This is a genomic window from uncultured Marivirga sp. (genome assembly GCF_963974845.1).
In the GTDB taxonomy this organism is placed as follows: domain Bacteria; phylum Bacteroidota; class Bacteroidia; order Cytophagales; family Cyclobacteriaceae; genus Marivirga; species Marivirga harenae.
The window spans coordinates 529,874-552,922 of the sequence record NZ_CAXBEQ010000001.1; the positions used below are offsets into that span (position 1 = coordinate 529,874).

17 protein-coding genes are annotated in these 23,049 nt (G+C 37.6%); 14 read left to right on the plus strand and 3 right to left on the minus strand.

Annotated elements, in window-relative coordinates; translation table 11 throughout:
- Nucleotides 1-41: 41 nt before the first annotated feature.
- Both AAC601_RS02360 and AAC601_RS02365 read right to left on the minus strand, forming a co-directional pair.
- Nucleotides 42-1,343: an ATP-binding protein gene (locus AAC601_RS02360; RefSeq protein ID WP_340152367.1), complete on the minus strand. Its 1,302-nt coding sequence runs from the start codon at nucleotides 1,341-1,343 to the stop codon at nucleotides 42-44.
- Between the two features lie 94 nt (nucleotides 1,344-1,437).
- Nucleotides 1,438-2,826 (minus strand): sigma-54 dependent transcriptional regulator, encoded by a 1,389-nt coding sequence (locus tag AAC601_RS02365; RefSeq protein WP_340152368.1) that lies wholly within the window; start codon nucleotides 2,824-2,826, stop codon nucleotides 1,438-1,440.
- Nucleotides 2,827-2,885: 59 nt separating this feature from the next.
- Between AAC601_RS02365 and AAC601_RS02370 the strand changes: the two genes are divergently transcribed.
- The 4 genes from AAC601_RS02370 (at nucleotide 2,886) to AAC601_RS02385 (ending at nucleotide 5,851) form a co-directional block, all read left to right on the plus strand.
- Nucleotides 2,886-3,113: a hypothetical protein gene (locus AAC601_RS02370; RefSeq protein WP_340152369.1), complete on the plus strand. Its 228-nt coding sequence runs from the start codon at nucleotides 2,886-2,888 to the stop codon at nucleotides 3,111-3,113.
- Between the two features lie 458 nt (nucleotides 3,114-3,571).
- A complete protein-coding gene (locus tag AAC601_RS02375; protein ID WP_340152370.1) occupies nucleotides 3,572-4,261 on the plus strand; it encodes a DUF4386 domain-containing protein in 690 nt (229 codons plus the stop codon).
- Nucleotides 4,262-4,784: 523 nt separating this feature from the next.
- Entirely contained in the window at nucleotides 4,785-5,336 is a 552-nt protein-coding gene (locus AAC601_RS02380) for a transposase (protein WP_340152371.1), read from the plus strand.
- A 152-nt stretch (nucleotides 5,337-5,488) separates the two neighbouring features.
- A complete protein-coding gene (locus AAC601_RS02385) occupies nucleotides 5,489-5,851 on the plus strand; it encodes a hypothetical protein (protein ID WP_340152372.1) in 363 nt (120 codons plus the stop codon).
- Between the two features lie 66 nt (nucleotides 5,852-5,917).
- Here the strand turns inward: AAC601_RS02385 and asd are convergent, their stop codons facing one another.
- Nucleotides 5,918-6,802 carry an archaetidylserine decarboxylase gene (asd, locus tag AAC601_RS02390; protein ID WP_340152373.1) on the minus strand — a complete coding sequence of 295 codons (885 nt, stop codon included), beginning with the start codon at nucleotides 6,800-6,802 and terminating at the stop codon, nucleotides 5,918-5,920.
- A gap of 416 nt (nucleotides 6,803-7,218) precedes the next feature.
- On the opposite strand from asd, the gene AAC601_RS02395 reads away from it, so the two are divergent.
- From AAC601_RS02395 to AAC601_RS02440, 10 genes are all read left to right on the plus strand, one after another.
- Nucleotides 7,219-8,472, plus strand: coding sequence for an HlyD family efflux transporter periplasmic adaptor subunit (locus AAC601_RS02395; protein WP_340152374.1), 1,254 nt, complete (start codon nucleotides 7,219-7,221; stop codon nucleotides 8,470-8,472).
- 560 nt (nucleotides 8,473-9,032) lie between these two features.
- A complete protein-coding gene (locus AAC601_RS02400; protein WP_303268043.1) occupies nucleotides 9,033-9,731 on the plus strand; it encodes an ABC transporter ATP-binding protein in 699 nt (232 codons plus the stop codon).
- A gap of 36 nt (nucleotides 9,732-9,767) precedes the next feature.
- Nucleotides 9,768-12,167, plus strand: coding sequence for an ABC transporter permease (locus AAC601_RS02405; RefSeq protein ID WP_340152375.1), 2,400 nt, complete (start codon nucleotides 9,768-9,770; stop codon nucleotides 12,165-12,167).
- A gap of 34 nt (nucleotides 12,168-12,201) precedes the next feature.
- The gene (locus AAC601_RS02410; RefSeq protein WP_340152376.1) at nucleotides 12,202-14,649 is read left to right on the plus strand and encodes an ABC transporter permease; all 2,448 of its coding nucleotides are present in this window, start codon (nucleotides 12,202-12,204) and stop codon (nucleotides 14,647-14,649) included.
- A 31-nt stretch (nucleotides 14,650-14,680) separates the two neighbouring features.
- Nucleotides 14,681-17,083 (plus strand): ABC transporter permease, encoded by a 2,403-nt coding sequence (locus AAC601_RS02415; RefSeq protein WP_340152377.1) that lies wholly within the window; start codon nucleotides 14,681-14,683, stop codon nucleotides 17,081-17,083.
- On the plus strand, nucleotides 17,076-17,336 hold the full coding sequence (locus AAC601_RS02420) for a hypothetical protein (protein WP_303268047.1): 261 nt from the start codon (nucleotides 17,076-17,078) through the stop codon (nucleotides 17,334-17,336). The genes AAC601_RS02415 and AAC601_RS02420 overlap by 8 nt, the downstream gene beginning before the upstream one ends.
- Before the next feature lie 33 nt (nucleotides 17,337-17,369).
- On the plus strand, nucleotides 17,370-19,766 hold the full coding sequence (locus tag AAC601_RS02425) for an ABC transporter permease (protein ID WP_340152378.1): 2,397 nt from the start codon (nucleotides 17,370-17,372) through the stop codon (nucleotides 19,764-19,766).
- Between the two features lie 222 nt (nucleotides 19,767-19,988).
- The gene (locus AAC601_RS02430) at nucleotides 19,989-20,198 is read left to right on the plus strand and encodes a hypothetical protein (RefSeq protein ID WP_303268049.1); all 210 of its coding nucleotides are present in this window, start codon (nucleotides 19,989-19,991) and stop codon (nucleotides 20,196-20,198) included.
- Between the two features lie 7 nt (nucleotides 20,199-20,205).
- The gene (locus tag AAC601_RS02435; protein ID WP_340152379.1) at nucleotides 20,206-20,445 is read left to right on the plus strand and encodes a hypothetical protein; all 240 of its coding nucleotides are present in this window, start codon (nucleotides 20,206-20,208) and stop codon (nucleotides 20,443-20,445) included.
- Nucleotides 20,446-20,459: 14 nt separating this feature from the next.
- Nucleotides 20,460-22,835 (plus strand): ABC transporter permease, encoded by a 2,376-nt coding sequence (locus tag AAC601_RS02440; RefSeq protein ID WP_340152380.1) that lies wholly within the window; start codon nucleotides 20,460-20,462, stop codon nucleotides 22,833-22,835.
- Nucleotides 22,836-23,049 lie beyond the last annotated feature (214 nt).

The following is a 23,049-nucleotide window of genomic DNA, read 5'->3' on the forward strand; positions in this document are numbered from 1 at the left end:
TTTATTCTGTTTTATTTATATGCTGCTTTTTTACAATTCAATCACTTTAGGTGTCCAGATGCCTTCGGAAACTGCATACTAAAACTAGTCAACTCTCCTGGTTTTGACACTACATTCAGTTTCCCATTATGCAATTGCATGATTTGTCGGGAAAGACTCAAACCGATCCCGGAGCCATCTTTCTTCGTGGTAAAAAATGGAATAAATATGCGTTCAATCGCTTCCGGGACTATGCCTTGTCCGTTGTCTTCCACATTGATATAAGTGTTCTTCTGCGCCACAATCAGCTTTATAGTAATCTGTGGATTCTGGTGAGTATCAAGTGACTCGCGCGCATTCTTAATAAGGTTAATCAGGATGAGCTGAATCTGCTCTTCATCCGCCCAAATTTCAACTTCATTCTCCGGTAATTGCAGATCAATTTTAATGTTAGCCCTATTGAGTTCTTCAGATAGCAATCGTGATACATATAGAATCAGTTGTTTGCTATTTACTTTTTCAAATTTTGGACTTGGAATACTCGTGTAGTCGCGATATGCATTGATGAAATTGATTAAACCTCTGCTACGGTTTTCAATGGTTTTCAAGCCCAATTTCAAATCTTCTTGTGACTCTTCAGGAATCAGATAACCCTCTTTCATTTTAACGCCATCTTCACGAAGTATGTCGGTCAATGATCCCACCAAAGTAGCAATAGGCGTGATGGAGTTCATGATTTCATGCCGAAGTACTTTCGTAAGATTTTGCCAGGCATCTAATTCATTTTGCTGTAATTCGGTGTAAATGTTTTGGATCGATACAATTTTCCAATCCTTTTCCCCCATCCTGAGAAGGCTGCAATTAATGGATAATTTGATTTCATTGTTGACATCGATTAATTCATTTTTGCCGGGTTTTAACTCCATCAATCGTTGATGTATTTCAGGTCGAGATTTCTTGATGTCGTCTAAATGTTTGATTTGAGGGGTCAAAAGCAATTTTTTGGTCATGGTATTGATAATACCGATCTCACCCTTGCTGTCGAACTGAATGATCCCCGTTTGAATATTCTGTAGTACCGCTGAAATGATGAGGAGATTTTGTTCTTTTTCAGCACGTGTTTGCTTAAAAGCATCGGCCACTTCGTTAAAGGCCAAGTTAATTTCTTTGTAGGATTTCCCTAGTGAATTATCCGCTCCAAAACTAGAGGTGAAATCTGAATAGCGGACAGATTCAAGGAATCGGACCAATTTGTAATTTGTCGCATTGAGAAAACGCAGCAAACCAAAGAATTGAATAACAAGCAATCCGAGTAAAATGGTTGGCGCCAAATAATTCTGGGATTCAAATAACAGATAAGCCATTAAGCCCATATTGACAAAAATAAATATCAATCGGAGAATTATTCGAAGACTAAAATGCTTAAGTATCACTTTTTAAGATGTTTAGAGGAGTGCATCATAGGTCATATTTTTCTAGTCTTCTATAAAGAGAAGAGCGTGTGAGTCCCAGCTCCTTTGCTGCCTCGGTGATATTTCCAAAATTCTTATCAAGCGCTTTTCTGATGAGTAGCTTTTCTACTTCTTCTATGTTTAAGTGATTCAAATCAAATTTTGAGTTTTTCTTATCGTCCTTATGGCTAGCATTAAAAAAGAAATCTTCCGGTTGTAAAATGCTGCTGGCACTCATGATCACAGCGCGTTCGATGCTGTGCTGCAGCTCTCGGATATTACCCGGCCAATCATATTTCATCAATCGGCTGAGCGCTGCCTCGCTGGCTTTGTGTACTTCCTTATTGTATTTTTTAGCATAGGTTTTAATATAATGCTCTACCAATAATGGTAAGTCCGCTATTCTATCTCTCAGGGCAGGTAATTGAATTTCTATGGTATTGATTCGATATAATAAATCTTGTCTGAATTGACCCGTATTGATCATTTCCTGAATGGGCATATTAGTCGCACTGATTAATCGGATATCAATATCAATAGGCGTATTACTTCCAACACGGGTAATTCTACGGTTCTGCAGGGCCGTGAGGAGTTTAGCTTGTTGTGGCGCACTAATATTTCCAATTTCATCCAAAAACAGGGTTCCGGCCTGTGCCATTTCAAATCTTCCCGGGCGGTCTTCTTTGGCATCCGTAAAAGCGCCTTTTTTATGACCAAATAATTCGCTTTCAAATAAGGATTCTGTTACGGCTCCTAAATCAACGGTAACAAATGCCTCTTCATCCCGATAGGAGTTTCTATGGATCGATCTGGCAATTAATTCTTTACCCGTTCCGTTTTCACCTGTTATTAGGATATTAGCATCCGTTCTAGCGACCCTTTTAATGGTATCAAAAACCTGTTGCATAGGCTCGCTATTACCGATGATATCTTTAAACTGCTTATCCAGATCAGCATAAAGCTGTTTGTGTTGAGATTTAAGGGAACTGTTTTCATTACTGACTTTCTTGAGCTTCATAGCCGAATGAAGTGTAGCCAATAGTTTGTCATTATCCCAAGGCTTCAATACAAAATCAGTAGCGCCTTGCTTGATGGCTTTCACGGCAGTATTTACATCTCCATAAGCCGTTATCAAAACGACAATAGCACTAGGATCGATTTCCAGTATTTTATCTAGCCAAAAGTAACCTTCCTGGCCTGTGCTGACATCTATTGTGAAATTCATATCGAGCAAGATGATATCATAGCTGTCCGACTGCATCAATAGTGGAATTTTTTCAGGATTAGATTCAGTATCTACTCTAGAGAAATGGCGCTTGAGAAAAATCTTAGCGGCATTGAGAAGATCTTGATTGTCGTCAATAATAAGTAGCTTACCCACTTTTTGCTCATTCATTATGTAAAAGTATTATTCGGTTGCGATAATAAAGCCAAATAGTCAAAAGCTATACCGTTTTGATAAATATAATTAAAATAAAGATTATAAATGTTGAGAAAGTCTATTTAAGTCATATTGAGGCAATTTTACGGGAAGCTAACGCATTCCTATATTTCACTACCGCGTCCGATATCGGACGTTTACGGTCAGTAGTGGACGGCTTCTTGTTTTGCGCAGACTTGTACAAAACTGCTGGTACGAGCTGTGAAGCTCGCACCAGCAGTGAGCTGGGCAGCTCGCAATAGCAGTGATGCAGAAAGGGCTAAAGTCCTGACAGGAAGCCCCCATAGTCACTTAGGAAAGCAAAATAGTGGCTTAGGAAGGAGGTGAAACGGTCTAGGGAGGAGGTGAAATGGTTTAGGAAGGGGGTAAAGTCATCTAGGAGAGGGGTGAAATTACTTAGGAAGCCCCTAAAATAAGTTAGGAAGAGGGTAAAATGATCTAGGAAGGGATGAAATGGCTTAGGAAGGGTCAATAATCATCTAGGGAAGCTGCAAGGTCTCTCAGGAGAATATAAAAATCTACTCAATTACTAAGTAATAGGAAAAACAAGAATTATTCAAAGTAGCTTTATAGCTGGATCATTTGAAATCAGATTAAAGAAGTACTAAATCAATATAATTCCTTTATTTGATGCAACTTATTGTCATTTAGCGCATCTTAATAGTATTCAATTTCAATTCCCACCAATAACTAAACTGAGATGATTACAAACCATAATGAGTTAAAAAATACAGCACGACTGGCAGGTATTTGGTATTTGCTAATGGCTATTTCTGGTATTTTCGGATTTCTTATCTTCCATTCAGAAGTCTATACAGCAGACCCACAGCAGACCTTAACGAACTTGATGGAAAGTGAATCAACAGCCAGGATTCGCTTATTGCTAGAATTTGCTATCATAATTTTTCAAGCACTTACTGCAATATGGTTTTATAAACTTTTTAGAAAAATTAATCAAACCGCTGCTTTAGCTACTATGGTTTGGGGTACCGTAAATTCAATGGTGATTATGTTAAGTGCAATTGCAATGGCGGTCGCTATGTCAGTAGCGGCTTCTGAACTCATAGTGGAAGATAAAATTTTATTGGTAGATTTATTAACAAAAATGAGTGCTAAGTCGTGGAGTATTGGTTCACTGTTTTTTGGGCTATGGCTGATCCCTTTGGGATTCATTATTACTAGCTCAAAAGGAATGCCTCTATGGTTAGGCAGAGTTTTAATACTCGGAGGAATCGGCTATTTGCTTAATGCCTTCTTTAGATATGGTGGTGTATCCGCTTCATGGGTAGAGTACCTCACTATTCCTGCTTCCGTAGCTGAATTCTGGATGATTGGATATCTATTGATTTTCGGCATTCGGCCAGAATCTGATTCTGCCACTGCGGAATAGGTTTATAGGGAAGTGTGGGAAAGACTAAAATCAGGATAGTCATTTTATTAAATTACACCGCAATCAGAACTTGATGAATATTTTAGAAAAGTAGTAAATTGATAATCAGTTTTCCATATTAATGCTAGACAAGGACTAACACCCCCACTTCCGAGGCACTCGGAAAAGCGGGAGGGAGGAAAGTTTAGCGGGCCAGCGTTGGCATTGCGCGAGGAAGCTTTAAACTTTCTTGATTTTTTCTATCTTTTTTATCAAGAAAAAAGATTAAAGAAGAAACTGGAAAATTCAGAAAAATAGTAATAAAAATTCAAAAAGGCTCCAACAACACCCAAAAAACCCTCAAAACCACTCAGGAAACCCCAATAGTCACTCAGGGAGAATCTGAATTTCAAAAAGAATTATAAAATCAGCCGCGGCCTCTTTTGTCACAAGAATGCCAAATCCTAACCACCTTCCCTTTCGTTCCCGCCATGCTCTGCATGGTGGCAGCATAAGCTAGAATTTTTTTATAGTTTTATTTTCTATGAGTAGAAATTATAAATTCCACAATCCAATAGGCTGGTATTTTGTAAGCTTTGCAACTGTGTTCTGGTTAAGCGTATTTACAAGGAGGTTATATAAAGACTGTATAGTCAAGCATTTAAAGTTTTGTATTGAGGAAAAAGGGATGGTTTTAGGTGCTTGGATAATCATGAGTAATCATGTTCATCTCATATTTCGGGCAAAAGAAAAGAATCCACAAAGATTGCTTCAAAGTTTTAAAAGTTCCACAGCTAAGGAATTGATTGAGTTAATTAAAACCAATCCACAAGAGAGTAAGCGAGAAAGATATCTTTGGTTTATGCAGTTGGCTGCAAAAAGAAATAAAACGACCAAAAATGATATTCAGTTTTGGCAGCAACATAACCAGCCAATAGAATTATGGAGAAATGATGCTATTCAAAGGAATTTAGATTACATACATCATAATCCAGTAGTCAGTGGTGAGGTTGCAGAACCACATCATTATCTTTATTCTTCTGCAAATAATTATGCTGGTGGAAAGGGCATGTTAGATGTTCATTTGATGTTGTAGGTAGGCAATCAGGACCACCATGCAGAGCATGGCGGGAACACGGTCTGTAAATTTCACAATCCTGCAGATTGGTATTTTGTAAGTGTACCTTCAGTTTTCGAAATGAATTGTTAGAGGTGCATCTGATCACTAATAAGACTACAAGGCACAGCATGACTGGAAAATCGAAACAATTCAATATTAATTTGTATCTTAATCAATCAGGAAATGAAAAGATTATGATTGTTCAAGGATCACAACTACCTCAATTCAGTGAATTGATCCAGATTTTAAAGACTCAATTTTCAGGCTACTCAGTTTATACTTTAGGGTCTAAATCACAAAAAAGTATAATCGTTCAAAAGTCTTCTTTTATCGGTGCTCAAATAACCGTTCGAGATCAGGAAATCAATGTGGATGCATGTTGCCCTAACTTATTTGTATCGGCAATAATAGGCTTTATAAATACTATTTTTACTCCTTATGCTAAGTTTGAAATGAGAATCGCTAATTTTTTGAAAGTGAGATATAGCTGAACGCTTGCTTTGCATTGAGTTAGCATAAATGCATACATTACTTTAACAGAAGCAGAACAGTTACTTTCAAATTGCGGTCCCTATTTTTTCTCCCATTTTCACGTAGGTCTCTAATTTGTTTTTAGTATTCTCAATTAAGTCTTTGTCCAATTCAAATGAATTGGAATTGAATAACAAAACGACAGTGGAACCTCCAAAGGCAAAGTAGCCCATTTCTTCTCCTTTTTTGACCGATGTATCAGCTTCAAATGTTGAATTCAAACTACCGACCATAGTTGCTCCAACTGGAATGATCAAAATTTCGCCTCGGTCAGTTGTTTTTAATTTGCAGATCTCTTTTTTATTTTCATTAAAAACTTCTGTGAATTTTTCTTTTACGCTAATAGGCGATACCGAATAATAAACGCCCTTTATTTCTTCAGCTTGTGTTGGAACTCCATCATATGGGAAATGATAGCGATGGTAGTCGTTGGGAGCTAGCCTCAAGATGACCATTGATGAATTCGCGTGTTCTTCAGCTAAGGTGTCATTTCGTAAAAATTCTTTTAAAGTGAATTTTTTGCCCTTCACGAAAAAAGTGGATAGCACAGAAATATTTTCAAATGCTAAAAGTCTACCATCTCCTGGCGAGACCAATCCTTCTTCTATCGGTCTAGCTCCTGGCTTTAACTTTCTGTAAAAGAAATCATTGAATGTTTCAAATTCGCCCATTTGTTTCTGTGCCTCTGACATATCGATCTTCAAAGACTTCACAAAGGGTTCAATTCTTTTTTTAGAACTGGGGTTGTCCATTCTTTTCCCGTACAATTCTGAAATAAATTTTTGCTTGGCTATCGGCAAAAATAATTTTTCTCCAATGAGATTATGATATAGGAAGTTCAATAATTTTTCTCCTGGAGGTCTTTCTATTTCTATACTGTTATCAGACCTATTGATGAATTTTATGTCCATTGAATCAAATTATGCTATTCGGATGTAATTTTTTTAGCTTGCGTAAAACAGGCTGATATCGTTATCAAAGTTAATAGTATGCGCTATGTATTTCTAGTAATCTAAAGGATTATTTATCGTTTTAAAAATAATGGTAGCCACAAGAGTGCGTATTTCCCTTCTATAATGTCCTTAAAGTGACCCCTTTCCGGCATGATCCGCGTGAGGCTTAGTTATTTTGCTCTCAATCTAATGATTTCAGTCTTGAATATTATCTAAGGTATTTCCGCAAAACCACCACGTCCGATTTCGGACGTTCGCGTGCTATTATGAACGCAGGTATATCCTGATTTTTGCCTTTAAATGCTATTCAAGCTTCTTTTATGATACTTGGCACAGAGTTGGTAAATGTGAGTTTGCATTATTACAAAAATTAGATGGATAAGAAAATTGTACGAAAAAAGTGGACGACAAAAAGGTTACTAATGATTGGGGGAGGAGTGCTCGTGTTGAGCCTCATTGTGTACCAATTGCTTTTTGCTGATAACCGCTCCACGCTTAATGTAGATAAAGACCGATTGAGCATTGCCACTGTGCAAATGGGTGAGTTCAAGGATTTCATTCCGGTGACGGGCAATATTGAGCCGGGCCAAACTTTTTATCTCGATGCCATAGAAGGAGGGATTATTGCGGAAATTACTCGCGAGTCAGGAGCAGAAGTGGAAAAGGGCGATACCATTTTGACCTTAACCAATTCTAATCTTCAGTTGGAAGTCATGCAGCGTGAAACTCAGCTCTATGAGCAAATCAATAATTTAAGACAAACCCGATTGCTTTTAGATCAAAACGATTTAAGCCAGCAAGCACAATTAGCTGAAATTGACTATCAGTTGAAATTATTAAAGCCTCAGTATTCACGATTCAATACCCTTTATGAAAGTAAGTTGATCTCTGAAAGAGAATTTGAGCAAGTGAAGGAAGAATACGAATACAATCGAAGAAGAAGAGAATTAACTTATAAAAGCTATAAGAATGATTCCATAGCCAGAGTGTATCAATTACGCCAATTGGCTAATTCAGAATCAAGAATGCAACGCAGCCTAGATGCGGTTGGGAATATCCTTAATAATTTAACCCTCAAAGCCACCAGAAACGGTCAGCTCTCCACTCCGCAATTGGAAGTAGGACAGTCAGTAGTTTCAGGTCAGCGACTCGGCCAAATTGATGTGATGAATAATTATAAGGTACGAGTAGGCATAGACGAATTGTATTTACCTAGAGTAGATGTCGGACAGAAAGGAAGTTTCACTTTTTCAGGGGCTGAGTATCAACTTATTATTGATAAAATTTATCCTACTATTAGCAATGGAAGATTTGAAGTGGATATGGTTTTCGAAGGGGAGCATCCTTCTGGAATCAAAAGAGGCCAGACCATCAGAATTAAGCTGGAATTAGGCGCTACTGAAGAGACCTTGCTCCTTCCGGTAGGCGGCTTTTACAAAGATACAGGCGGTAATTGGGCTTATGTGATTAGTGAGGGAGATGCTTCGGTGGCTTATAAGAAAGCGATCAGATTGGGCCGCAAAAATACGGATTACTATGAAGTGATGGAAGGCCTGGAGGCAGGAGATCGAGTGATTGTGTCAGGATATGATAATTATGGGGATAATGAGAAGCTGAGCTTGGAGTAGGATGATGGATGATGGGTGTAGGGTGATGGATGAAATAGCCCCTAGACCCCAAAGGGGGGACTGGTGGCTGCGAATGGAAAAGGAAGTTGGGTGATACCACATAGGTCAGTACCGAAGGTCGGACCGGATTTGGCTAGAAGATGGAAGTTGGAAGCACGAAGTTAGAAGCAGGATGATGGATGAGGGATGTGTTTTTCGCTTTAGCGAAAAAAATCTTTTGTTTTCCCTGCCTGCCGGCAGGCAGGTTTTGATTCTTTTCCCGATAAATGCGGGACAAGTCGTGGTTAAAAAGTAATGTTTGTGAATATGCACAGTCGTAGGAAACTTCTACCACAAAAGAGACAAGAGAACACAAAAGAAAATAACCAAAGGTTATTTTTTGGGCATGAAGTATAGGTATAGATGGAAGTGGGATGATGGGAGAAATGGGAAATGTAATTAGGAAATAGATTATATAAATAAATTAGAAACAACAGACATGCGAACTTGTGAACAGGCCAACTTGCCAACCTGCTAACTTGAAAACATGTCAACTTGATAACTTGTAAACTTGAAAGAATATGGATCATGTAATTAAAACGGTAGAGCTGAAAAAATTATACACCACAGAAGAAGTGGAAACTACGGCTTTGGATGGGATTAATATTGAAATTAAAAAAGGGGAATTTGTAGCCATTATGGGTCCTTCAGGATGCGGGAAGTCTACCTTGCTTAATATTTTAGGGCTACTGGATAATCCAAGCGAAGGAGCTTATCACTTTGTAGATCACGAAGTTTCTAAGTATTCAGAAAGACAAAGAGCGCAGTTGAGAAAGGGATCTATAGGATTCGTATTTCAGAGCTTCAATCTGATTGATGAGTTGACTGTTTTTGAGAATGTGGAACTGCCATTGTTGTACATGAAAGTTCCTGCTTCTGAGCGAAAAACCAAAGTCGAAGAGGTGCTGACCCGCATGAACATCATGCACAGAAGAAATCATTTCCCACAGCAACTTTCTGGAGGTCAGCAGCAAAGAGTGGCCATTTGCAGAGCCATAGTAGCCAAGCCCGATGTGATCTTGGCCGATGAGCCAACCGGTAATTTGGATTCAGCCAATGGTGAAGAAGTAATGAAGCTATTGGAGCAACTGAATAATGAAGGAACCACTATTGTGATGGTAACGCACTCCCCGCATGATTCAAACTACGCCCACAGAGTAATCAATTTATTTGATGGAAAAGTGGTCACAGAGAATATCCGAGAGCAATTCCATGTATAAGAGAATTTGCATTATTAGCCTTTAAAATACAAAGCCATGTTGAAAAACTACTTTTTAGTCGCCTTCCGTAATATTTTGAGAAACAAAACGATCTCATTCATTAATATTTTTGGTCTTGCTGTGAGTATGACGGTCTGCTTACTCCTTATTATCATTGTTGCTGATCAATATACCTACGATAATTTTCATACGGATGAAGATCGAATCTACAGAGTAGTTACTGATCGTATTCAATTGAAGGAATACGAATGGGAAACCGCCACTACTGCCTATCCTTTAGCGGAAATGCTAAAAGAGCAAGCAGGAGTAGAGCAATTGGCGCTATTAAAAAAGAATTTCGAGGGCACAGCTACTTGGAGCCAGGCGGAAATTCCCTTTGAAGGTCTATTTGCAAATAATAATTTTCTGCAAATGTTCAATTTTCCCTTGGCTAAAGGCAACGCAGAAGAAGCACTCACTTTACCCAACAGCATTGTCCTAACCGATAAATTGGCGAAAAAGATCTTTACTGATGCAGATCCAATAGGGGAAAGCATTCAGATGGAAGGAGTTGGTGATTTTATCGTAACTGGAGTATTGGAGGAGTTCCCCGGAAAGTCTCATTTTAATTTCGAAGCTTTAGCATCTACTCAAATTTTACCAAGCTTGGAGAAGGACAGCCTCTTATTGGCTCCTCTAACCAGCTGGACGAATATTTACGACAACTATATTTACATTAAAACCTCTGAAGACTTTGATGAAGATGGTCTAAACGAATTCTTTCTAAGCGCTGCTCAATCCAATTATGAAAAAGAGGGAGAATTTGAATACTTCTTCAAACTGCAGAGTCTTGATAATATAGCAATGGGCCCCTTAAAAAGCAATACGATGGGAGTGGGTTTACCTTCTTTTATCATCTACATATTACTAGGATTAGCCATTATTGTGTTGATGTCCGCTTGTTTTAATTATGCTAATCTGACCACAGCCAGAGCGATGAATCGTGCAAAAGAGATTGGTGTCAGAAAAGTTATTGGCGCGGAGAAGAAACATATTATTTTCCAATTTATGGTGGAGGCTTTGCTAATCGCACTCATCGCTTTTGGTTTTGCTGTATTGATGGTCGAATACCTTCATCCTGCCCTAAATAATATGTTTGTGAGTCTGGGAGCACCCATTAGGTTTGATAAAGTCAATTATCTCTACTTATGGTATGTAGGCTTTGCCGGCTTCACGGGATTGATTGCCGGAATCGTACCCGCTATCTTCTTTTCCACTACCAATGCATTGGTGGCACTGAAAAAATCTATTAATCTTGAGAATTTAGGAAAGAGAATTGGAATTGCCCGATTCAGCATTAAAAAGGTGCTGGTAGTGACTCAATTTGCTTTTACCATCTTTTTTGTGGTGACGATAATTACCATTTACCAGCAGTTTAATATGGTTTTAACAACTGATCATGGCTTTAAAACTGAGAATATACTCAATGTGAAATTGGATGGGATGGACTATGAAAAGATCAAAAATGAGTTTAGGTCAATTCCGTCTGTTCAAGCGATTTCAGCCACCACGCATTTACCCGCTCTGGGAAGAAATAATGGTGGCGAAGTACAAATTCCTGAAACAGAAGATAGCTTTTTCATAAGTTATTTTGGTGTAGGAGATAATTATTTGAATTCTCTGGATCTAGAGCTTTTGGCGGGCAGAGACTTTCCGGAAAACATGCCTAAGAAAGAACGATTTACCATCATCAATGAATCTGCAGTAGAAAGATTGGGATATGCTAACCTTGATGAAGCCTTGGGACAGCTAATTCAAATAGATGAAACAGAATTAGAAGTGATTGGGGTTTTAAAGGACTTCCATTATGAAAGGATGGATGAACAAATAGGGCCTATGTGTTTGCGCTATCAACCCTCATCTGTAAACAGTATGATCGTGACCATTCAAGATCAAAATGAGCAGCAAACACTGGCTCAACTTGAGGCAGGGTGGAAAAAACATACTAACAGACCCTTCAATTATACCTATTTCGAGGATGATATGAGTTTGAGTTATGGCCATTATACTGCCATCTTAGCGATTTTAGGATATGTCACCCTCATTGTCGTCTCACTAGCTTGCTTGGGCTTATTAGGGATGGTAATCTTCCATATTCAGAATAAAACCAAAGAAATAGGCATCAGAAAAACTTTAGGAGCTGCAGCTTTTGATATCACCAAAACCGTGACCAAGAGCTTTTTAGTATTGATCGGGATCTCTTACCTGATAGCCGGACCGCTCGCCTACTTCGTCAATAATATGTGGTTGCAAAATAATGCCTACCGAGTAGATTTTGGATTTGCAACGCTTGCATTAGGATTTGTATTGGTACTTGTGATTGTGGCCTTAACAATTGGAAGTCAGGTGTATAAGGCTTTGAGGATTAACCCGGTAGAGTCACTGAGAAGTGAATAACGGAAATTTACGACCCATCTAAAATTGTGAAAACATGTTCAAAAACTATCTAAAAATTGCCTGGAGGAACCTTATCAAGAATAAGCTCTATTCCATTATCAATATTACGGGGTTATCAGTAGGTGTAGCCTGTAGCATGCTGATTTTCTTGTATGTTTCAAATGAACTCTCATACGATGAATTTCATGAAAATCGCATTTTTAGGGCGACTAGAGACTTAAAGATTGGGGACAATGAAGCCAGTTTTCCCTTTACACCGGCTCCTTTAGCTTCCCTGTTAAATACTGAAATACCTGAGGTGAATCAAGCAGTAAGAATCAGAACGGTAGGGTCCTATCTGGTCAAACGTGCTGATTCGGACGAGTCCTTCAAAGAAGAAGGACTGATGTTCGTTGATTCGGGATTTTTCAAGGTGTTTAGCTTTCCACTTTTAGAAGGAAAACCAGAAAGCCAGTTTAGCGGTCCAAATACTATAGCGATAAGTAAGCGGATGGCAAATAAGTACTTCCCTAATCAAAGCGCCATAAATAAATCTTTGATTTTAGATGGAGAAGAAACGTACATGATTACAGGGGTTTTTAAGGATTTTCCGTCAAATTCCCATTTTCAAGCAGATTTTTTGATGTCAATGGCTAACCTAAGCCGAGCCCAAAATACCTCCTTTACCAGTAATAATTTTTACACCTATTTTACAGTCGGTCCTGATGTCGATCCTAAGGTGTTGCGGTCCAAAATTAATAAGGCAGTAAATGTGTATTTAGAACCGGAAATCATGAGGTTTATGGGGAAAAGCTTACAGGAGCTTGAGGCCCTTGGAAATTATTATGTAGTTGAAGTTACAGCACTCAAAGACGTCTATTTGAATTCCGATTTTACAATAGATATCGGGTTGATGGGGAATAAGGACTACATTTATCTTTTTGGAGCTATTGCCATTTTCATCATCATTTTGGCCTGTATTAATTTTATGAACTTATCTACTGCTCGTTCATCCAATCGTTCCAAGGAAATAGGGGTAAGGAAGGCCTTAGGCTCTAGAAAATTAAATTTGATTAGACAGTTTCTAGTGGAGTCTACGATGGTGAGTTTTATATCCTTCTTAGTGGGTATATTGTTAGTTATCTTGGTTTTGCCAGTTTTCAATAATATTACTGGTAAGACTTTAGTAATGCCTGATGTCAATTTGCTATTTATAGGGGGCTTGTTTGTGCTGGCCTTGTTTGTTGGGCTCTTAGCCGGGCTTTACCCAGCATTTTATTTGAGTTCTTTTAAACCAGTAGAAACGTTAAAAGGAAAGGTGTCATTAGGTTCTGGTAATGCTTTTATTAGAAGCGGCTTAGTAGTGTTTCAGTTTTTTATAAGTATTCTGTTGATCATTGGAACCATCGCGATTTATCAACAAATCAACTTTATTCAAAATAAGGAATTAGGCTTTAAAAAGGAGCGAGTTTTACTTGTCAATGATGCTTATATGCTTGATGAGCAGCGGCAATCCTTTAAAAAGGAAGTACAGAAACTTCCTAATGTTGAGGATGCTTCTTACAGTGGATTTTTACCTGTGAGTGGCTACAATCGAAGTGATAATACCTTTTGGCGTGAAGGAGAACAGCCAACTGAAGATAACCTGGTCAGTACACAAATCTGGTCCGTTGATCATCAGTATTTGCAGACGTATCAAATGGAAATTATACATGGTCGGAACTTTAGTGCAGAGCTATCAACTGACTCATCTGGAGTAATTATTAATGAAGCAGCTTTTAGAGCTTTTGGCTTTACGGATAGGAACGCAGATAATTATATTCAGACTAACTCCTTTGACCAGGAAACCGGCCAGTTTTCAACTGAAAATTTCGATAAATATAAGGTTTTAGGAGTAGTAAAGGACTTCCATTACGAGTCACTAAAAAATGATATAGGACCATTAGCGTTTATGCTAAGCGATAACAGCAGTATTCTGGCAGTACGATTAGATACGGATGATCTTCAATCCTCAATAAAAGGAATTGAAGCACTGTGGAATCAGTTTGGCTCCAACCTGCCCTTTAATTATGATTTCCTAGATGCGGAGTTTAATGATATGTACAATTCTGAAATCCGTTTAAGTAAGATTTTCACTGTTTTTGCTGGGCTGGCCATTTTCATTGGCTGCTTGGGACTATTTGCTTTAGCTTCCTTTATGGCAGAGCAGCGCACCAAAGAAATTGGAATCAGAAAAGTACTGGGGGCAAGCATTAATGGAATTGTATTTATGCTTTCTAAGCAATTTTCAAAACTGGTAGTGATCGCTTTCCTTATTGCTGTGCCATTGGCATGGTGGGGCATTTCAAGCTGGCTGGAAAGTTATACCTACAGAATCTCAATTGGATGGGAATTGTTTGCGCTATCCGGAATAGCGGCTTTTGTTATTGCCTGGATCACGGTTGCTTATCATTCCATTAAAGTGGCATTGAGTAATCCTGCTAAGGTGTTGAAAAGTGAGTAGAAAATAGTATGTGTCTCCAAAAAATGATCTTATGTTGAAAAATCATTTAAAAATAGCATTCAGAAATATTAGAAAGTTTGGACTTAGGTCATTCATTCACGTCATTGGACTTTCCATTGGGATAGCAGCTTGCTTTGTTGTATATAACTTGGTGAGCTATGAATACAGCTTCGATACTCATCAGAAAGACCGCGATCGAATTTATAGAATCACCTCTGTAACGGGTAATGGAGAGGAGGAGTGGCCTAATCCGGGAACTCCAATTCCGCTAGTAGAAGCTGTTCGAAATGAAATGTCTGCAGCTGAAGAAGTAGTTCCTATTTTTAGTGCTTACAGATTTTTGGTGGAGTCAGCGGATGAAACTGAAAACTTTGGAATCAGTACGAAGGTGGTTTTTGCTGATGAAAAATACTTTTCGCTTTTCCAATATGATTGGTTAGCAGGTTCTCCTTCTAGTGCTTTAGATCAACCTAATGCGGTTGTCCTAACAAATTCAGTTGCTAAAAAATATTTTGGTGAGCAGCCTATAGATGAGATTTTGGGTAAGGAGTTAGTCTATTCCGATACCTTACGAGTAATGGTGAGTGGAATAGTGGAGGACGTAAAGCATAAAACGGATTTGATTTTTACGGATTTCATATCCTATGAGACACTATTGAGCAATAAAGAAATTAGGGCAAAGAGGAATGTAGATGATTGGGGTTCCGTAAGTTCAAATGCTCAGCTTTTTGTCAAGCTTGCGGCAAATCAGAGGGAGAAAGCAGAGGATGAGCTGCTTGCGATTAAAGAAAAATTCGTAGAGGCTGATGGGAACTGGACTACTAATTTTGAATTTGAGTCATTTGAGGATTTACATTTTTCGGATACATTCAGTGGGAATTCAGCTGATAGAAGCACTTTGAATGGCTTGATTATTATTGGTTTCTTTATTCTATTTATTGCCTGTATCAATTTTATAAACCTGGAAACTGCTCAGGCTAAATTGAGATCGAAAGAAGTTGGAGTTAGAAAAACATTGGGTAGCTCTAGAAAACAGTTGATTAGTCAATTTTTGGTAGAAACCTATGTTATTATTCTGTTAGCAGTTATTGGCGCTGCATTACTAAGTCAGTTGGCCACATCGTACTTTCAAGAGGTTCTTCCTGCAGATTTTAAATTCGATTATTGGAATATCAACAATGCCCTATTTTTGATCGTACTTTCTATCGTGGTGTTGCTCTTGTCTGGTTTTTATCCCTCCATGATTCTTTCTGGCTATAGCCCAATAAAAGCAATAAAGGAAAAAGGAATAGGGCAGAGGAAGTCTAATTTTCAATACTTCTTGAGGAAAAATCTGATTGTTTTCCAGTTTGGATCTTCCATTGCTTTTATCATCGTAGTATTAGCTATCAATTCTCAGATTGATTTTCTTTTGAACAAGAGTATTGGCTTCAATAAAGAAGCGGTCTTGCATATTTCTACACCCTTCCAGGGAACCCTAGACAAAACCAAATTACTTAAAAACGAATTGGAAGCAATTGCTGGAGTGGAAAAAGTCAGCTTAAGCAGCGATATGATGATTTCTGGATCATTGTGGACTAGCACGGTCGAACATGATTTAAATGGTGCTCCTGAAGAAGTAAGCATGCAATTTAAAACTGCTGATACCAGTTATCTGCCCTTGTATGAAGTTCCGATTTTAGCAGGAAGAAATTATACATTAGATCAATCTGAAATTGTCATTAACGAGGCTGCCCTTGATAAGCTAGGTGTAGAAAATGCTAGTGAGGCATTGGGTAAGCAGTTAGACTATGACAGTACATTTCTTTCTGTTGTAGGAGTAATTCCGAATATACACACTCAGTCGCTTCATCAAGCCATCAGACCTATGATAATGGGCTATGATGATAGAAATTTATTTACAGTAAATGCCAAGTTAGCTCCAAAAGTAAATCTAAAAGCTAATGTAGATGCTATGCAGGATGCTTATGACAAAATCTATCCAAATGAAACTAGAGAGTTTCAATTTTTGGATGAGACGGTCGAGAATTTTTACCTAAGTGAAGTCCGATTGAGAAAGGTGCTGCTTTTTTCAACAGTGATCGCCATTTTGATCAGTTGCCTCGGCTTATTTGGTTTGGCTTCTTTTACGATTGCACAGCGAACCAAAGAAATTAGCATTCGAAAAGTTATGGGTGCTTCACTGTCCAATATCCTTGTTTTAATTTCAAAGGAGTATGTGGTCCTTATCGGCTTGGCATTTCTTTTGGCTGTTTATCCGGCTTGGTATTTTATCAGCAACTGGTTAAATGATTTCCAATTTAAAATTGAAATGCCTATCTGGATTTACTTGATATCGGGTGTAATCGCTTTGCTTTTAAGCATCAGTATTGTTGCCCTACATACATGGAAAGCCGCCAACAGAAACCCCGCTAAAGTTTTAAAGGATGAGTAGAGCTAATTTTCAAGCTATTGAAGAGTATTGCTTTACAAAAAGTGAACCTTTGAAAGTTCCTTTATTTGTCGGTATTGGAGAAGATGAAAATGTTACTCTTGAGCAGGCCAAATCGAGTGGGAAAGAATCGATTTTCAATTTAGAAGTAAAAATATTTCCTGGGAATTATTTTTTTATCTTCGATAATAAGAAACTAGTTGCCAATTTTTTGACAAAAAATATAAATCACTATCAACGATTTACATGTGTTTAATAGAATACGAGCTTTCAATCAACACTAGAAAAAATGAAATTACACAATCTGAAGTTTTTAATAAGACGACTACAAAATGATAAGTTTGTAAACATACTAAACTTGTTCGGACTGTCGATAGGGATTGGTGCTTCCATCCTGATTTTACTTTTTATTCAATCTGAGCTAAGCTATGATAGATTCCATAACAATGCAGAAAACATATATAGAATAGAAAAAGATGTTTTGGCAGAAACGGGTGAAAGTCAGTATTGGGTAACTACCACAACAAATTTATTTCCATACTTGATTGGAAATATTCCGCGGTTGAAAACGGGAACTCGAGTACTTCAAAGTCCCACTGAACAAACTATAAGATTTGGAAACAAGAGTTTTAGAGAAGAAGAGATTGCTATAGTGGATAAGACTTTTTTTGATGTTTTTTCATATAAAGCGGTTTCTGGAGATTTAAATCAGGCATTAATTGCACCAAATACAGTTGTAATTACAGAAAATATAGCGAAGAAAGTTTTTGGAGATGAAGATCCTATTGGTCAGGTAATGTATTGCGGAAGATATGGAGAAAATAAAGTAACAGCTGTCATTAAAGAGATGCCAGAAAATTCACACTTTCATTTTGATATTCTTATATCTATGGAAACGATGATAGCCACGGAAGGTGATAGATTTCTAAACTGGAGTAGAAATAGTGTTTATACGTATGTACTAGCTCAAGGCAATATTAACGCAGATGATATTGCCACTGCAATACAAACTTCTATGAAACCATTATTAGATGCTCAAACTAATAATGATTCCAAGATTTCGTATCAAGCTAATCTTGTTACAGATATTCATTTATACTCTCAATCAATACGTGAATTAGAGGTCAATGGAGATATAGTATATATTTATATGTTGGTTCCTTTACTGTTTTTTATAATTTTAATTGCTGCTTCAAATTATGCTAATTTAGTAATAGCTCATTCAACAAAACGACATAAGGAGATATCTCTTAAAAAGATATATGGAGCAGAAAAAGGAGATATATATGGCCAGTTAGTTGGAGAAGCTACATTGATAAGTTCTATTGCACTAATTATTGGTGTTTTTCTGGTGCAATTAGTTTTACCTAAATTCAATGCTACAATAGGTAAATCTCTGGAGTTTATGGATATTTTTAATAATCCATATCTAGTAACTGGTGTGATTCTACTGCCACTAATTATAGGTTGTATTGCCGGAGTCTATCCAGCAAAGGTGTTGTCTAATTTAAGTCCGATAGTAGGTATAAGGTCGTCTCTTACAAATACAGGAAGTTCAATTCCTAGAGTGAGAAGGCTATTGGTTTTATTTCAATTTTGTATATCCAGTTTTTTAATAATAGGATCTTATATCATTATGCAGCAGTTGAATTATGTTAATAGCAAGGATCTAGGATTGGATAAAGAAAATGTACTAATCCTTCCCATAACTCAGTTAGAAGAATCAAATGCTAAAAATAATTTAAAGATTTTATCGAGTAAACTACCAGCTGTAGTGAATGTTAGCGGTGCAACTGAAGTACCGGGAGGAGAGTTCATGATCAACGGAATATCGAGACAAGGAGAAAATGATGAAATGATTCGAGAGGGGGTGAGAATTGTGTGGGTCGATTATAATTTCATCAATACTCTCGGGTTAGAAATCATTCTAGGCAGAGACTTTAGTAAAGAGTTTTCCACTGATTCCACAGAGGCATTTATAGTAAATCAGGAATTAGCTGACAAATTTGGTTGGGAAAATCCGATAGGTAAGAGAATCGAATATCCTCGTATGAAAAAGTCAGGATTTGTAATCGGGGTAGTGAAGAATTTTCATTATGGTTCTTTGAAGAATAAGATAGAACCCGTGTGTTTAACAATTACTAATTACGAAAGATTTCTGTCTATCAAAGTAAAAAGTGATAATATGAGCCAAACACTTAGTGACTTAGAGAATATCTGGGAAAGAGTTGTCGGTAATAAAGAACCTTTTTCATTTTTCTTTCTTGATGATGCCTACAATAAGTTATATAAAACGGAGATAAAGCTCGGGTTTTTAATAAATATACTGACCCTTGTAGCAATAATACTAGCCAGTATTGGCTTATTTGGTTTGTCCATGTTCCTAGCAGAAAATATAAAAAATGAAGTTTCCATTAGAAAGGTATTAGGAGCTGGAACAACTGACATTGTTCGTGTTTTTATGAATAAATTTGTAAGACCAGTACTATTAGGGTATGTAATTTCCATCCCCTTTGCTTATATTGTATTTAGTAGATGGTTGCAAAGCTTTTCATATCAATTTAACATGGGAATATTTACCTTTATTGTTGCCGGCTTATTTTCCATTACAATCGCTGCATTTGTTGTAATTGGTCACTCAATTAAGGTTTCAACAGTAAATCCACTTAATAATATTAAGAATTAAATACTTTTTAATATGATAGTGGCATTAATCCATTCTATGCGAGTGTGTCCGGAAATTGTTTGAGAATACATTAAAATTGAATAGGATGACAGTATATATTTATACGATAATAAAGGTGATGTACTTTTAGATGCTTGCAGCGCTAAAGCAGGTGCTTCAAATATTGGTCAATGTATTTTCGAAATCGGCGATTTACTGAGTATACAATCAAAAAAGATTTCTTTGTACCCATCTCATTTTTTCAGTTTCGACACTGTAGAATATTACCTGAAAAATTTAGTTTCTTTTGCTCCAAATGGATTTGAAAGTACTTGGATTACTATTTCGGGTATAGATGCTAATGGAGCGCAGATAAAAGGAAATTGGCATCAGGAAAATATTAGGGGCTGGGGGATTTCAGATTGTAAAGCTTTTATCGGCCGATTTTACTAAAATAGTAGTGATCGCTATTGTGATTGCTTTACCTATCAGCTATTGGGCAGCGCAAAGCTGGTTGCAAGGCTTTGCTTATAGTATTGAACCTGAGTGGTATTATTTTAAAAGTGTAGAATGCCCGAAATCGGGCGTTACCATTGCAAATTTGAACATTCATTATCCCAAAGTCTTCATTTTCAACTCTTATGGGTACTTTTTATACTATGGCACCTTAATTGGAAAAACAATTAAGGAAATTTTTTAATAAAAACACTGACAATGTTCAAACATAACCTATTGATCATCTATCGCAACTTCAAGCGATTCAAAAGTACTTTTTTCATTAATCTTTTAGGACTCTCCACAGGTATGGCTTGTGCCCTTCTCATTTATTTATGGGTGAATGATGAACTCTCGATGGATAAATTTCATGAGAAGGATGACCAGCTTTATCAGATATATATGCACCATGAAGAAAATGGAGAAATTCGTTCTGCTCCCAATGTACCGGCACTACTTGCAGATGCTTTGGAGGAGGAAATACCTGAGGTTCTCACAGCGGTGGAAGATACTGACACAGATGAATTTGGTGAAGGTTTTTCATTATCAGTAGGGGAAGACAAAATGAAGGCAAGAGGGAAATTCTCTGGAGATGAATATTTTCAACTTTTCTCATTTCCATTTTTAAGAGGAAATCCTGAGACGGCTTTATCAGACAAGAGCGGCATTGTGTTGACCGAATCCTTAGCGAAAAGGCTATTCGGCACCACTGATGTGATGGGCGAAAGCCTGGGGTGGCAGATTTTGAAATTTAAGGGTCAAGTCAAAGTTTCAGGAGTAATTCAAGACTTTCCGAAGAGTAGTACAGAATCTTTCGAATTTGTGCTCCCTTTCTCGGTTTTTATTGATGATTTGATGGGCCCAGAACGAAATCATTGGGGTAATTATATTGCGCTGACGCATGTGCAATTGGTAGAAGGGACAGATGTGGCAGCGGTTAACAATAAAGTAAGTTCTATAATTAAAGAAAAAGTACCCAATACAAATGTAGAGCCCTTTTTTAAGCAATATTCAAGCAGGTATTTGCATGGAAATTTTGAGAATGGGCAGGAAGTAGGAGGTAGGATAACCTACGTGAGAATGTTCGCTATCATTGCCATATTTGTATTGGCTATTGCTTGTATCAATTTTATGAATTTAAGTACAGCTAGAGCCTCCAGGCGACTGAAAGAAATAGGAGTGAAGAAAACCATGGGAGCCAGTAGAAGGCACTTGGTTTTTCAGCATCTTGGAGAATCAGTCAGCATGACCGTCATTTCATTAGGTGTGGCCTATTTGCTGGTATTTCTATTACTACCACAATTTAACGCAATCACCGGAAAGCAACTAAGTCTGGAGCTGAGTAGCAATTTACTGTTAGCTACGATACTCATCACGCTCTTTACTGGTTTGGTGGCGGGCAGCTATCCCGCTCTATACCTTTCTGGTTTTAAGCCTGTAAGCATTTTGAAAGGCAAATTGACCACATCTACTGGCGAATTATGGACGAGAAAGGGATTAGTAGTTTTTCAGTTTGTGATTTCCATCATTCTCTTGGTGTCAGTTTGGGTTGTATACAAGCAAATTGAATATGTACAGGATAAAAATCTTGGCTATGATCGCCATCATGTGATAAAATTTCCAATTGAAGGAGCAGTAGCTAATCGACTGGAACCCTTCATTAATCAATTAAAGGAGGTTCCCGGTGTGGAGAATGCTTCAGCAACAACACACTCAATAGTGAAAAGTGGTGCTTCTACCACAGGTGTTACTTGGCAGGGAAAGGATCCCGACAGCAATATATTATTTGAGCAGGCTAGAGCATACTACGGATTGATTGAAACATTAGGCATAGAAATGAAAGAGGGAAGGAGTTTCTCAGAAAAATTCGGAGCGGAAGAAGAAAAGATCATATTTAATGAAGCCGCTATTAAGGTAATGGGCCTGGAAGATCCGATTGGCAAGACGGTGACCATGTGGGGAAAAGAAAAACAAATCATCGGTGTGGTAAAGGATTTTCATTTCTCCTCTTTACATGAGGAGGTTTCTCCTATGCTCTTCCATTTTGATAAAAGCTTCATGCTAAGCATTTTCGTAAAGATGCAAGCAGGTAGACCGGATGAAGTGATTCAGGGGATACAATCATTGTATAAAGACTTCAATCCTGGTTTCACATTGAATTATGAATTTCTCGATAGTAACTATCAGGCGCAATATGAGGCAGAACAAAGAGTATCTCTACTGTCTCGATATTTTGCTGGAATAGCTATTATTATCTCCTGTTTAGGTTTGTTCGGACTGGCAGCTTTCACTGCAGAACGCAGACAAAAAGAGATTGGCATCAGGAAGATTTTAGGGGCTGGAGGATTACAAATTGTAAAGCTTTTATCGGCCGATTTTACTAAAATCGTATTGATAGCTATTGTGATTGCTTTACCTATCAGCTATTGGGCAGCGCATAGCTGGCTACAGGGTTTTGCTTATAGCATTGAACCTGCCTGGTACTATTTTGCTGGAGCAGGAGCAGCAGCCTTAGGTATTGCTTGGATCACCATCAGCTTCCAAACCATTAAATCTTTACAAATTAACCCAGCAGACACTTTAAAAGATGAATAGTCTGCCGTAATAGCGTTTTCAAAGTTTGAAATTACCAAAAAGGTTAAATCTGTAAATTGTTTTTAAGGCGAGTCAGATTCAAGTTAATAACTAACACCCCCCAACCCCCCTCAAGGGGGGAGTCGCACGGAATTGATCTTGACTGAAGGTTGATTTTTTGCTAGTAATTTACAAATAGCTATTTAACAAATTATTTGCAACAAAAATAAATCTG